The organism is Clostridium saudiense, assembly GCF_000577815.1.
Lineage (GTDB): Bacteria > Bacillota > Clostridia > Clostridiales > Clostridiaceae > Clostridium > Clostridium saudiense.
The window spans coordinates 205,286-217,798 of record NZ_CBYM010000001.1 but is presented as its reverse complement, the minus strand read 5'-3'; the positions used below and the strand labels follow the sequence as shown (position 1 = coordinate 217,798).

General features: G+C 26.8%; 13 protein-coding genes. 3 read left to right on the top strand and 10 right to left on the bottom strand.

Annotation, left to right across the window (positions count from 1 at the left end; translation table 11 throughout):
- Nucleotides 1-30 precede the first annotated feature (30 nt).
- From yedF to TY07_RS01025, 5 genes are all read right to left on the bottom strand, one after another.
- On the bottom strand, nucleotides 31-627 hold the full coding sequence (gene yedF, locus TY07_RS01045) for a sulfurtransferase-like selenium metabolism protein YedF (RefSeq protein ID WP_042393972.1): 597 nt from the start codon (nucleotides 625-627) through the stop codon (nucleotides 31-33).
- Nucleotides 628-649: 22 nt separating this feature from the next.
- Nucleotides 650-1,441, bottom strand: coding sequence for a selenium-dependent molybdenum cofactor biosynthesis protein YqeB (gene yqeB, locus TY07_RS01040; protein WP_042393968.1), 792 nt, complete (start codon nucleotides 1,439-1,441; stop codon nucleotides 650-652).
- A 2-nt stretch (nucleotides 1,442-1,443) separates the two neighbouring features.
- On the bottom strand, nucleotides 1,444-2,202 hold the full coding sequence (gene yqeC, locus TY07_RS01035) for a selenium cofactor biosynthesis protein YqeC (protein ID WP_042393965.1): 759 nt from the start codon (nucleotides 2,200-2,202) through the stop codon (nucleotides 1,444-1,446).
- A gap of 291 nt (nucleotides 2,203-2,493) precedes the next feature.
- Entirely contained in the window at nucleotides 2,494-2,691 is a 198-nt protein-coding gene (locus TY07_RS01030) for a hypothetical protein (RefSeq protein WP_042393962.1), read from the bottom strand.
- Between the two features lie 14 nt (nucleotides 2,692-2,705).
- Nucleotides 2,706-3,329, bottom strand: coding sequence for an HAD family hydrolase (locus tag TY07_RS01025; RefSeq protein ID WP_042393959.1), 624 nt, complete (start codon nucleotides 3,327-3,329; stop codon nucleotides 2,706-2,708).
- Between the two features lie 168 nt (nucleotides 3,330-3,497).
- On the opposite strand from TY07_RS01025, the gene TY07_RS01020 reads away from it, so the two are divergent.
- On the top strand, nucleotides 3,498-4,094 hold the full coding sequence (locus TY07_RS01020; RefSeq protein WP_042393956.1) for a hypothetical protein: 597 nt from the start codon (nucleotides 3,498-3,500) through the stop codon (nucleotides 4,092-4,094).
- Nucleotides 4,095-4,271: 177 nt separating this feature from the next.
- Here the strand turns inward: TY07_RS01020 and TY07_RS01015 are convergent, their stop codons facing one another.
- The gene (locus TY07_RS01015; protein WP_042393953.1) at nucleotides 4,272-5,726 is read right to left on the bottom strand and encodes a glycogen synthase; all 1,455 of its coding nucleotides are present in this window, start codon (nucleotides 5,724-5,726) and stop codon (nucleotides 4,272-4,274) included.
- 330 nt (nucleotides 5,727-6,056) lie between these two features.
- On the opposite strand from TY07_RS01015, the gene TY07_RS01010 reads away from it, so the two are divergent.
- Nucleotides 6,057-6,251 (top strand): hypothetical protein, encoded by a 195-nt coding sequence (locus TY07_RS01010; RefSeq protein WP_042393952.1) that lies wholly within the window; start codon nucleotides 6,057-6,059, stop codon nucleotides 6,249-6,251.
- 38 nt (nucleotides 6,252-6,289) lie between these two features.
- Here the strand turns inward: TY07_RS01010 and yjeM are convergent, their stop codons facing one another.
- On the bottom strand, nucleotides 6,290-7,810 hold the full coding sequence (gene yjeM / locus TY07_RS01005; protein ID WP_042393950.1) for a glutamate/gamma-aminobutyrate family transporter YjeM: 1,521 nt from the start codon (nucleotides 7,808-7,810) through the stop codon (nucleotides 6,290-6,292).
- 434 nt (nucleotides 7,811-8,244) lie between these two features.
- Between yjeM and TY07_RS01000 the strand changes: the two genes are divergently transcribed.
- Entirely contained in the window at nucleotides 8,245-8,973 is a 729-nt protein-coding gene (locus TY07_RS01000; RefSeq protein WP_042393947.1) for a phosphatase, read from the top strand.
- 187 nt (nucleotides 8,974-9,160) lie between these two features.
- Here the strand turns inward: TY07_RS01000 and TY07_RS00995 are convergent, their stop codons facing one another.
- The 3 genes from TY07_RS00995 to TY07_RS00985 all read right to left on the bottom strand — a co-directional run bounded on the left by TY07_RS00995 (nucleotide 9,161) and on the right by TY07_RS00985 (nucleotide 12,389).
- On the bottom strand, nucleotides 9,161-10,801 hold the full coding sequence (locus tag TY07_RS00995) for an outer membrane protein assembly factor BamB family protein (RefSeq protein ID WP_042393945.1): 1,641 nt from the start codon (nucleotides 10,799-10,801) through the stop codon (nucleotides 9,161-9,163).
- A gap of 139 nt (nucleotides 10,802-10,940) precedes the next feature.
- Nucleotides 10,941-11,207: an EamA family transporter gene (locus TY07_RS00990; protein WP_042393941.1), complete on the bottom strand. Its 267-nt coding sequence runs from the start codon at nucleotides 11,205-11,207 to the stop codon at nucleotides 10,941-10,943.
- A gap of 141 nt (nucleotides 11,208-11,348) precedes the next feature.
- On the bottom strand, nucleotides 11,349-12,389 hold the full coding sequence (locus tag TY07_RS00985) for a M42 family metallopeptidase (RefSeq protein ID WP_042393937.1): 1,041 nt from the start codon (nucleotides 12,387-12,389) through the stop codon (nucleotides 11,349-11,351).
- Nucleotides 12,390-12,513 lie beyond the last annotated feature (124 nt).

Genomic DNA, 12,513 nt, shown 5'->3' with positions numbered 1-12,513 from the left:
AATTTAATAAATTTCACTAATCTTTTATAATTATATAGTTATTACTTTTGATACCTCTTTCATAACATTTGTTATATCATACATGTTGCTAACTTTTCCTACACTCAATTGTTCTTCTAAACCATAGAAATTAAGGCAAGCACCGCAAACTAACAGTTCTACCCCCTTAGATTCCAAAACTTTCAAGTGTTCGATTGCTTGTTCATTTAGGGTTGGAACTTTTACTCCTCCATTCATAAATAAAATTGAACTTGGTAAATCTTCACCTTCAGAAATAGTATACAAGAACATCTTCATTAATGATTTACCTAACTCATCATCACCACTACCAATAGTTTCTTTGTTAACAAATACAGCCCAATTTCCTAATTCTTTTTTCCCTTCTAATTTATTCAAAATATCCTCACATTCTTCACATCCATTAGAAAAGTCAACTTTAAAATTATCTTTATCTTGTGTAATTTTTATTTCAAATCCTTGATTTTTTGCAAGTTTTTTTAAGTTTTCAACTGCAATTTTATTATCTACTTCAATTTCAAAAAAATTAACTCCAGACTCTATTTCCTTTTTAGCCATTATCACTGGTATTGGACAATTCTTTCCTTTAGCATCTATAAATTTTTTCATAACTTTCTCCCCACTCTTTCATTTATTTATTCTTATTACTCATATACATTATTGCTTCTAATACTCCTCCACCTATAGATCTTGCTTTATCAGAAATTGTAAAACAATGATCTTTTTCACATCGTGGATCAATATCTCCAGCCTTCATACCCTTAAATACTTCTATATTTTCTTGTAACATTCCTCTAACTATTCCATCAATTTGTGCTAAAACTTCTTCTTTATCTACATAAGCCACTACTTGACCTCTTTTAACAAAATCTCCAATTTTAACAACTGGCTTTATTTTACCATTTGCCGAAGCTCTTATAATTCTTTCTTTAGTATATCCACCAATATTCCCTGGAATTCCGGTATTAGGTATTGCACTCCCCTTTTCTATCACCTTTCCTAAATAATGACCTCTTTTAGTTTCAATTACTAAATCACAATCAATCTTTGCTTCAAATCCTGGCCCTACACCAATAACAATTGGTGCATCATCTATACTTGTCCCTAAATTTTTCTTTGCAATTATAGAATCTACAACTACATTTGGTTTTAACTTTGATACAATTTCTGCTTTTTCATCAATCATAACAGGTATATTACCTTGACTTATTACTTCATTTATCTCATCTATGCTATTAACTTTAATTCCTTTAATTCCTTCAATAATTGTTTCATTATCAAATATAGCTTGAGAAAAAGCTACTGTTCTTCTTACTGTTGTAGGATTTTCTATTTCTGTCATTACAACATCAAAACCACTTTTTTTTAATCTATATGCTATTCCGCTTGCTAAATCTCCTGCACCTTTAATAACTATTAGCATTTCTACACCTCATTAAATTCTTTATAACTTGTAATTATACTTTTTATATTATTCTGCTGCAAATATTCACATATCTCTTCTGCTAAATCTAATAATTCCTTGTTATCTACCTTATTAATTAATGCTCTATAAATAGCATTTTTGCATTCATGAACGCCTTTTTTTTGTCCCTTTTCACTACTTAATAAAATAGCTATATCTTTAGGTTTAATAACATAATTATCATTTTGCTTTAATATATTACAAACCTGCTGTGGTCTATGACATGTTTCTTTTATACTTTTATTTAACGAATCTATTCCTGCAACACCAACAACCATTGTAGTATTTTTCAAAATAACAGGTTCATGACTTGCTGGAGCTTTAAGCGGTAGCATTTTTGCACCATCAGCTTCAATTATTAAAAAATCACATAAGTTTATTAGTGCTTCAGCTATATCTTCACCAACACTTGAAATTTTATCATTCTTTTCTTTAATTCCTACTGTTACTAAATTATGTATTTTTAGTCTTTCAGTTATTTCTTTAACATCACCTTTAAAATCTATACAATCATTCGGCATATGCATATGTGTCGTAGTTGTAACTAAAACCTTTTTACCTAAATTACTTAACTCTCTTGCCAATGTATAAACAGAGGTTGTTTTTCCACCACCTCCAACAAAAGATATAATATTTTTTTCTTTTAAATCTATCCCTAAAGCTTTATATAAATATTTTTCTTCACTTATTGAACTATTTTCATAACCATAAATTTTCATATTAATTCCTTACATTTTAATTTACATCATAATTTATTGTAATATTTTTAATTATTCGTAATATTATATTTTCATATTTATTATACAAAGTTTTATTTGTTTTATAAACACTTAATAACAATTTTATCTTTATTTTAATTTGTCAATTTACGAATATTTATTTTTATTTAAAATACATTATTCATGAATAAAATATTTAGAAGTCATATTAAATCCAACAATAATTAAATTAAATACATAAATATTATTATTTCAATATAAATAAAAGTCACCAAATTTGGTGACTTTTATTTATTCCTCATATAAGTTATCTTCAATTATTTTATTAGCCAAAATTCCTATATTTACCTCTCTTGTATCCATATAAACATCAATAATTCTATCTACTAAAGTTACTTCAACATATTCAATATCTTTTCCATCTTCGTCTTTATAAGTAATTATGTCATATGTTATTATATCTTCTTTTAGCTTTTTTTTACTTATCATTTGCTTCTCCTTACTTATATTATTTCTAATAATTCATCAAAAGATTCTATTGAATTAAAAAATTCATCTACGTTTCCAAATCCATACTTTGCAAAGATAAATGGAACATTTGCTAATTTAGCTGCATTTGCATCTCCTTGGGTATCACCTACATAAACAGGATTTTTTAAATTATTTCTTTCAACTATTAACTTAATATTTTCGCCTTTAGGTAATCCAGTTCTTCCTGGACATTCATAATCAATAAAATACTTGTCTAATTTATGTGCTTTAAAAAAACATTCTATATAACCATCTTGGCAATTACTCACTATAAATAATTTATGATTTTTTGATAATTCTTTTAATGTATCTTCTAATTTATCATATAGTGTTGCACCATATTCACCTAAATATTCATTTTCATATTCACAACATTCTTTTATTACTTGCATTTGCTTTTTAGGATCTAACTCTGGTAATAAAATACTTGCTATCTCATCTAATAATTTTCCCATACATGGTTTTAAATCTTCAACAGTTACTTCTTTGCGATTTAAATTGTATTTTGCAATTACACTTGTCCAAGTTTTTGCTACTTCAGCAGTTGAATCCCATAATGTTCCGTCTAAATCAAATATTATTCCATCAAACTTCATTTTATCCTCCTAGTATATCTTTTTAATTATTATATCATCTTTTCATCCTATTATCATTATTAGTTATGTTTATATAAATTTAATTAAGTAAATTAGATTTATCATTTAAATATGTAACATATATAAACGTAAATTAATAAGATATATTATAGCAAAGGAGGTAAACTTATGAAAAAGAATAAAAATACACTCTTACATGCATTAATTAAATGTTGGAGTCAAATATCTATTAGTGATAAATCGTTAATAATTATAATGTTTATCCTTTTACTTCAATGTGTTTATAATTTATTTATGCCTGAACCTACAACAAATAATGGAATTTCTATTAGCGTTATCGTACGTACTAGTGTTGCTTCTATTTTTGGTTATTTTTTAAGCGAAAATTTTTTAAAACATGAAGTTATAAAGAGTAATGACTCTAACTCTCCAATAATTGTTACAGTAAATGATGATGATAAAGAAGTTAAAGAAGAAACTCTAAAAAGTGATGATAAAAATTATATGGTTGAAAGTAAAAATAAATCTAATAACATTACAAATGATTTAAAATACTACATTTGTAATAAATCTTTTCAAGTTATAGTTGCTTTATCAGTTTGTGTAATTGCTTTATTCTCACTAATTATCGGATATGATTTCAACCTAATTCCTGAGGAAGCCACTCCATCTATAATACAGTTTAAAGATTTAATAAGTAGCTGCGTAGGTTTTTTATTGGGATGTTCAAGAACTAACTCCAATAAAAATTCATCAAAGAAATAAATAAAAAGCCACAACATATTTTTAATACATTGTGGCTAGTTATTAAGATATTCTAATTACTATAACTCTTACTTATATTCATACTACATACTTATATATTAAAATATTCTATAAATAATATTCAATCCTTTAAACTTACGAAGTTTAATTTCTACAACTTTATAACGTCCTAATATTTTACCATTCACCCATTAGTTTCCTATAAAGCCCAGCATAATCTTGTGCTGAATTTCCCCACGAGTAATCTTTTTCCATTCCCCTAAATGCTATACCATTCCATTTATCTCTATTATTAAAATATATATGTTTAGCATAATTAATTGTATTAAGCATTTCATGGGCATTATAATTTGCAAATGAGAAGCCTGTACCACAATCAGAATATATATTAAATGGTTCAACAGTATCTCTTAAACCACCTGTTTCTCTAACTATAGGAACGGTTCCATATCTTAATGATATAAGTTGTGTTAAACCACAAGGTTCAAATCTTGACGGAACAAGCATTGCATCAGCTGCTGCATATATTTTATGAGCTCTGTTATTTGAAAAATAAATATTTCCTGATACCTTTCCTTTTAACTTCCATTCATAATATCTAAACATATCTTCATAACCTTTATCCCCAGTTCCAAGTACTACTAATTGAGTGTGATCATCTACAATTTCTTCTATTACTCTAGCAATTAAGTCTACACCCTTTTGGTCAGTCAATCTTGATATAATTCCTATCATAAATTTATTATCATTTTGTTCTAATCCTAATTCATGCTGTAAGCCTCTTTTATTATATAATTTATTTTCTATAAAGCTGTATTTATTATATTTACTGAATATTTCATTATCCGTTTCAGGATTATACTCATTATAATCAATACCATTTAATATACCATAAAGATCACCTGATTTTTGACGTACCACTCCATCAAGTCCTTCACCATAGTAATCATTTTGTATTTCATTTTTATAACTATTACTTACAGTAGTTATATAATTTGCGTAAACCATTCCACCCTTTAACATATTAGCATCTTTATTATACTCCATATCAGTAGGTCTAAACACATAATCCGGGAAATTGGTAATCTTTTGAAGTGTCTTAATATCCCAGATTCCTTGGAATCTTAAATTATGGATTGTCATTATAGTTTTTATATTATCGTAGAAATGATTATCTCTAAAAATTGTGTGCAAATACACAGGTAATACACCTGTTTGCCAATCATGACAATGTATTATATCTGGTTTGAAATTTATACTTGGTAAAATTGATAAAGCTGCCTTACTAAAGAAGCAGAATTTTTCAATATCAAATCTAGTATCTCCATATGGAGTATTCCCTCCGAAATAACGTTGATTATCGATAAAATAAAATGTAATTCCATCATATTGGGTTGTCAATACACCAACATATTCACTACCTGAAACTTGTCCTAAATCCATATAAAAATGTGTAATATATTTAAAATCACTTCTGTACTCCCATGGTATACATGTATAGTTTGGTATCACAACTCTTACATCAAACTCTTCTTTTGGAAATGATTTTGGAAGTGATCCTACAACATCTGCCAATCCACCTGTTTTAATAAATGGTACACTTTCAGAAGCGACAAATAATATTTTTTTCATCTTAAAATTCCTCCTGTTTTTAAACTGTGCTATCCTATTTTATAATTATAATTTTATGTTATTTAAATTAAATATTAATTTTTTTCTTAAATTCTAATAATATTTTACCACATTTCCATATTTTTGAAATAGTTTATTGCTATATTTGCGAATAATTTTTCTGTAAACCTTTCTAAATAACATTTTACTTCCTTTTTTTTATATTTTTTAATTATTTGTTAATATTTTACTGTTAAATAAATCATTTTTGTATTAATATATATTATATGGTATAATTATATTAGAAATAATTATATTTCAATACTTTACAGTAAAAGGGATGGGATTATTATGAAAAATAATGCATATGAAATAATGAAAGAAATGTGGGCAATTGATGAAGAAATTCAAAAACTTACATCTGATTTGAAGAAAACAGCTCAAATTACAGAGAGAGAAGTATTAGAACGACGTATAGATTCATTATATGCTGAATTTTTAAAATATAAACATTTACTACAAGATATACAAGTTACAGGTTTATAATAAAAAAGTACCAAACAACTTCGTTTGGTACTTTTTTATTATGCTATTTTATCTATTGAATCTTTATTTCTTCCATATCTTTTCTCGTATTTAGAAATTAAGAAGAAAGCAATTAATCCAAATACTATTGGTCCAGCTAATTGGAATCCTGTAGAAACATAATCTTTAGTTTCAATTGCTGGTTGTAATATAGTAAATATATTAGCAAATCCAACAGTACAAGTTACTATTATAGCCCATATTGTTGCAACTGTTTTACTTTTAAAGAAAATGAAAGGTTTATCTATACTATCATTTTTTTTGAAATAAATAAATGCAATTGCTAAGAACATTGTTGGTATTGTCATTGCCACATTTCCCATAAGTATTAAATAATCTAAGAAGCTAGAAGATTTTCCGCCTGTTATTACAGCAATTATAATAATAGCCACAACTGCGATACATTGCATCCACATTGCATTTACAGGCATACCGTTATCATTTATTGCGGTCCATTTTTCTGGCCATATTTCCTTTGGTGTACCTTCTATTAATTGTTTTAATGGTGAATAAATTAGTGTAAAGAATGCACCTAATAATGCTAAGAACATTGCCAATCCAATATATCTTGCAAACCAAGTCCCCATTATTTCAATTCCATGTGGAGATAATCCAAATACCTCTCCAAGCTTAACTCCTAAGTTTTTAATAACCACATATGATACATTTGCCATTCTTACATCAGGATTTGAAAGTACTTCTTGCCAATTAGTGAATAAACCAACCATTAATATTGCTAAAGAATACCCTACCCCAATTACTATTGCTGAAATTTTAATTCCTTTTGGGAATGTTTTATTAGCATTTTCAGTTTGGTCAACAAGTCCACCAACTGCTTCTAATCCTCCATACGCAAATATAGCAAATACTAGAAATCCTAATACGGCTAAAACAGTTCCATAAGCTGGATTAGGTGAATGTACAAACTCTGATAGCTTTAGTGGTTGTGCTGCTTTAAAACCGTTAGCAAAAAATACAATTAATGAACCAACTATTAATAATACATTTGCACTTGTTACAAATATACCTCCAATTGATGCAACTTTTGAAATACTATTCAAACCTTTTGATGATAAGAATGTAATTAATATAACAAAAATTGCTCCTAAAATACCTAATGTTTGTGAAGAAGTAAGTCCAAATAGTGACCAAGTAGATGTTTTATCAGTTCCAAATATTAAATTAGAAAGTGGAACCCATATAGATGATGATACACTAACCATCCAAACTATATATGATGCAAACCACATAAATGTACCAATAAATGCAAATTTTCTACCAATAGACTTTTGCATCCAAACGTAAATACCACCTTTTTCTTCTTTAAATGCTGCTCCAAATTCAGCCATCATAAATGCATATGGAATAAAGAAGCATATCGCACCAAAAATATACCATGGAATTGCTGAATATCCCATAAGGAAAAAAGCCCTTGGAATATTATTAAATCCAAATACTGATGTAAAAATCATAAGTATTAATGCAATTAAAGTTAATTTTCCTTTATTATTACTCATAATATTTCCTCCTTAGTTTAAAAAAGCTATTTTTTCATATTATAGCTTTTTTTATCGAATTTGATTTCAAAATATATACTATCATAATAAAACTATTATTTCTACTTTACCTTTTTCACAAAATAGTATATTTTATATAATATAATTAAACTTATATTATTTTATACTTATTTTATTTAAATATTATTTAATATAAATATATAAATTTTATCATATTATCACTTCACTTTATTATACTAAACTGTTAAATTGTTAAACTGCTTTTTTTTTTTAAACTTTTCTATTCATTTATTATAATTTCATTTTTTTATATAAATTAAACATTTAATTTTAATTTAAACATTATTTCTTTCTTATATTATTGAAGTTTAACTTAAAAATAAATATACTTTAATTATAAATACAATTACTTTAATTATACGATAAAGGAGAATTTTATGAATTACTTATCTGATTTGCATACTCATACTATAGTGAGCGGCCATGCATACACAACTCTTATGGAGAATATTAACTTTTGTTCACAAAAAGGCATTAAAATTTTAGGTACATCAGAACATGCTCCTACTATGCCCGGGGCTCCACATTACTGGTACTTTGGTAATCTAAAGGTTCTTCCAAGAATAATAAATGGAGTCATAATTTTAAAAGGGTGTGAAGCAAATATTTTAGATGTTGATGGTAATCTTGACATGCCTAGTGATGCTATAAAGAACTTAGATTATATGATTGCTTCTTTTCACGAACCTGTATTTGAGCCAAAATCTTTAGAAGAAAATACTATGGCTATTTTAAATACAATGGATAAATATGAAAAAGTTGAAATATTAGGTCATCTAGGAAACCCAAATTATAAACTTGATTATGATGCAATTGTAAAAAAAGCCAAAGAAAAGGATATTATGATTGAGATTAATAACAGTTCTTTATCTGGCTCGTCAAGAATTGGAAGCGATGTTAACTGTGAAAAAGTTGCACGTCTTTGTAAAGAACATGGGACTAAAGTTATTTTAACTTCTGATGCTCATATTAATTTAAGAATTGGTGATTTTTCTAATGGAATTGAATTATTTGAAAAAATAGAAATGCCTAAAGAGTTAATCATGAATGATCCTGAAAAATTAATTTCTCACCTTAAAAATAAAGGAAGATTACAAGATTTATAACAAAATACTATTTCAATAAAAAACGATATTTACTTTATGAATATTATAATTTACATTAAAAATTAAATTATAATATTCATTATGGTAAATATCATTTTTTGAATTCTTTTTAAGTTAGAACTTTCCAATTTAACTTGAAATCAGTATTTGCTTTTTTGCATCATTATATTAACTTTTCTTTATATTATTATTTTATTTCAATACCATAAATACTCCCAGCACGTGTTGCTATTACTATTGTATCTTCATATATTGCTGGTGATGCTTCTATATTGGCATCTAAAGTTAAACTATTTAATATTTCTCCATTTTTACCATCTATTAAAAACATATTTCCTATAGAATCACATTGAATTATATAAGCATTTCCATTTTTATCGTAAAAATCAACAGGTGATGACCACAAATAATTATCCACTTTAGTTTCCCATTGTATTTCACCTGTACTTTTATTTATTGAAATAATAGCTCCACTATTAAATCCATCATATCTAGCCAATGAGAATATCACTGAATCTGATATATTATTTTTCCCTATAACATTAGTAGCTAATACTCCTCCATTAGTTGCATCTGTTCCAACTACTGATTGACAAGAGAACTCATTCTTCCAAACCACTTCCCCTGTTAATCCATTTATTTTTCTAATTGTTGATATTCCACTTATCCCTTGATGATCTACCTCATCCCCTACATATAAATAAGGAACTCCTTCTTCAGCTTCAATTGTGATTGAAGCATCTATATCATCTAATCCTTCTATAACCCATATAGGTTCCATCTTCCTTAAATCTATACATTGAATATCTCCATTATTATCTGCAAAATATAATAAATTTGCATATGCTGCTACGCTATTTTCAATTCCTAGCCTACCATAACCTTCTCCAGTATAATATCTATATTTTAAGATTTCTGGATTTACTGACACAGTATTAGTATACTTATCATAATCAGTATTTAATTTTGTAATATATAAAATTCCATTTTCTCCACCTTCAATTACTATATCCCCATCAGAGTATATTAATGCTGAAGAATCGAAAGCTGGCCATCCTCTATATGCATATTCATCATATCCATTAATTTCATATAAACTACTTCCATCTATTAAGCTATAAATATTAAATCCAGTTACTCCACTCTCATTAATACCTTCACCTACATATAGCATTGGAATTCCTCTCGAATCTATTGATAGACTACCTTTTATTGGATTTCCTACATTGATAACACTTCTGCTTTTCTCTCCCGTTTCTAAATCTAAAAAATATACTTTCCCATCTAATGAAGCATATATTACTTCAGTAAAATTTTCTTTACTTTTAAATTTATCATCTATATTCATTGAATTTTTCAACTCTTCATCCCACTTAATTATCGACGGTTGACCAGTCCACCCTGCTCCTCCTCCCCATGAACTAAATGATGTTGAAGTTTTCCATTTTACATTTAACTCTTTTTGTGATATTTTGCTTATTCCATAAGAAGCTGTATTTCTAAAATTATTTCCTCTAAAAGTAACTATTCCTTCTAAATCTGTATATTTTTCAGTAAATAAAATATCGGAACATATGCTTTTATCCCCTATAACTTCATAACTATAATTAATATTAATAGTTGGCTCTAAATCTATTGCTTCAAATTCTTTGTTTTCTTCAATAATATCTTCCTCTGATCCTTCTACCTTTTCTATTATCTCATTTTTATTTTCAATACTTGTTGTTATTGTAATATTATTACCTCTAACATTTTTATCTACCACTCCACAAGCCATTAAACTCATTGTCATTCCCATTAAAATAAGTATTTTTATCTTTTCTCCCATAGTTAAACCCCTTTTTATTTTTTTAGATTTATTTATATATCTAAATATGTAATTAAACTTATGAGAATGACAAAAAATAGCTGATATAATAAAATTATATCAGCTATTTTATATTTTGCAAACTTTTTACATTTATTCTTTATATTGTTATTGTTTTTCTATTATAATTGCATTTTTTACCAATAATTTTATTCTTATTCTCTGAAACATAAACTCCAAAAATAATCAGTATCCCCCCCATCCCTGCTATTGATTTTATTATTTCTTTTAACATTATCGCTGAGGTTATCATTGTAATTAATGGAATTAAATATATAAAATTATTAGATTTAACTGCTCCTATATGAAGTATTACTTTATTCCATAATACAAAACAAATTGAAGAAGCTAATATCCCTAGAAGCAAAATATTAAAAATGAAATTTTATTGTTCATAAAACCTAAAAAAAATTCATATCTATATAATTAAATTGGGATTTTAAATATAAAATAGCTCACTAAGACATTTAAATCTTAGTGAGCTTTAAACATATTTCTATTCAAAATATTATATCAAATATGCACTTAATAGTTTTATTGTATTTTCAAGAGCATTTACATGAGTTCTTTCCATACCATGAGAAGCATGGACCCCTGGTCCAATAAGGGCTCCTCTAATATCATTTCCAGCTCTTAATGCTGCACTGACATCTGAACCATACATTGGATATATATCTACAGCATAACTTAAATTATTTTCTTTTGCTAAATTAATTAATTCAGTAGTCATATTATAATCGTATGGCCCACTAGAATCTTTAGCACAAATTGACACATCATATTCTGTACAGCTTAAATCATCCCCTATACATCCCATATCCACTGCTATCATTTCACTAATATCAGAAGGAATAGAAGCTGAACCATGACCAACCTCTTCATATGTAGAAATTATAATTTTTACTGTATTTTTAGGTTTTAAATTTTCTCTATGCATCATTTCTAATAATGCAATTATGGCTGCAACACTACCTTTATCATCAATAAATCTTGATTTAATAAATCCACTTTCTGTTATTGTAGTCTTTGGATCAATAAAAATAAAATCTCCAACTCCAATACCTAATTTTTCAACATCCTCTTTACAATTTACAATTTCATCAATTCTTACTTCCATGTTTTTTTCATCTCTTGGTTTAGATTTACTATCCTCAAAAACATGAGCAGCTGGGCTAGTACTTAGAAATGTACCTGAATAAAGTTTTCCTTCTCTAGTCCTTATTGTACAATATTCACTATCTAATGTAGGTAAAATAGGCCCACCTAATATTGTAAACTTCAAATTTCCACTTGGTGTTATTGACCTAACCATTGCACCTAATGTATCAACATGTGCGCACATTCCTATTGTTTTTTCATTGTTTTTTCCTTCAACAGTAATTGTTCCACAACCCTTATTATTTCTTTCAAAGTTATATCCAAAAGGTTTAATAATTGCCTCTATCTTATCCATGATTTCAAAACAAAATCCTGTAGGACTATTGAACTCTAATATTTCTTTTGCTGTCTTTAATAAGAATTCCTTATTAACACTAAAATTACTTTTCATTTTCTCCTCCTAAAAGTCAATATTATTTTTTATATTATTAATATTATCATATTTAACCTTAATCTAGTAAATTTTACTTAATTTTATTTATATTCTTTACCGCACAAAAAAATATCCTTAATAT

What these genes read in the sequence shown, in the direction of transcription:
- TY07_RS00995 (WP_042393945.1), bottom strand. Translation starts at nt 10,801, where the DNA reads ATGGGAGAAAAGATAAAAATACTTATTTTAATGGGAATGACAATGAGT.
- TY07_RS01000 (WP_042393947.1), top strand. Translation starts at nt 8,245, where the DNA reads ATGAATTACTTATCTGATTTGCATACTCATACTATAGTGAGCGGCCAT.
- yedF (WP_042393972.1), bottom strand. Translation starts at nt 627, where the DNA reads ATGAAAAAATTTATAGATGCTAAAGGAAAGAATTGTCCAATACCAGTG.
- TY07_RS00985 (WP_042393937.1), bottom strand. Translation starts at nt 12,389, where the DNA reads ATGAAAAGTAATTTTAGTGTTAATAAGGAATTCTTATTAAAGACAGCA.
- TY07_RS01030 (WP_042393962.1), bottom strand. Translation starts at nt 2,691, where the DNA reads ATGATAAGTAAAAAAAAGCTAAAAGAAGATATAATAACATATGACATA.
- TY07_RS01015 (WP_042393953.1), bottom strand. Translation starts at nt 5,726, where the DNA reads ATGAAAAAAATATTATTTGTCGCTTCTGAAAGTGTACCATTTATTAAA.
- yqeC (WP_042393965.1), bottom strand. Translation starts at nt 2,202, where the DNA reads ATGAAAATTTATGGTTATGAAAATAGTTCAATAAGTGAAGAAAAATAT.
- yqeB (WP_042393968.1), bottom strand. Translation starts at nt 1,441, where the DNA reads ATGCTAATAGTTATTAAAGGTGCAGGAGATTTAGCAAGCGGAATAGCA.
- TY07_RS01025 (WP_042393959.1), bottom strand. Translation starts at nt 3,329, where the DNA reads ATGAAGTTTGATGGAATAATATTTGATTTAGACGGAACATTATGGGAT.
- TY07_RS01020 (WP_042393956.1), top strand. Translation starts at nt 3,498, where the DNA reads ATGAAAAAGAATAAAAATACACTCTTACATGCATTAATTAAATGTTGG.
- TY07_RS01010 (WP_042393952.1), top strand. Translation starts at nt 6,057, where the DNA reads ATGAAAAATAATGCATATGAAATAATGAAAGAAATGTGGGCAATTGAT.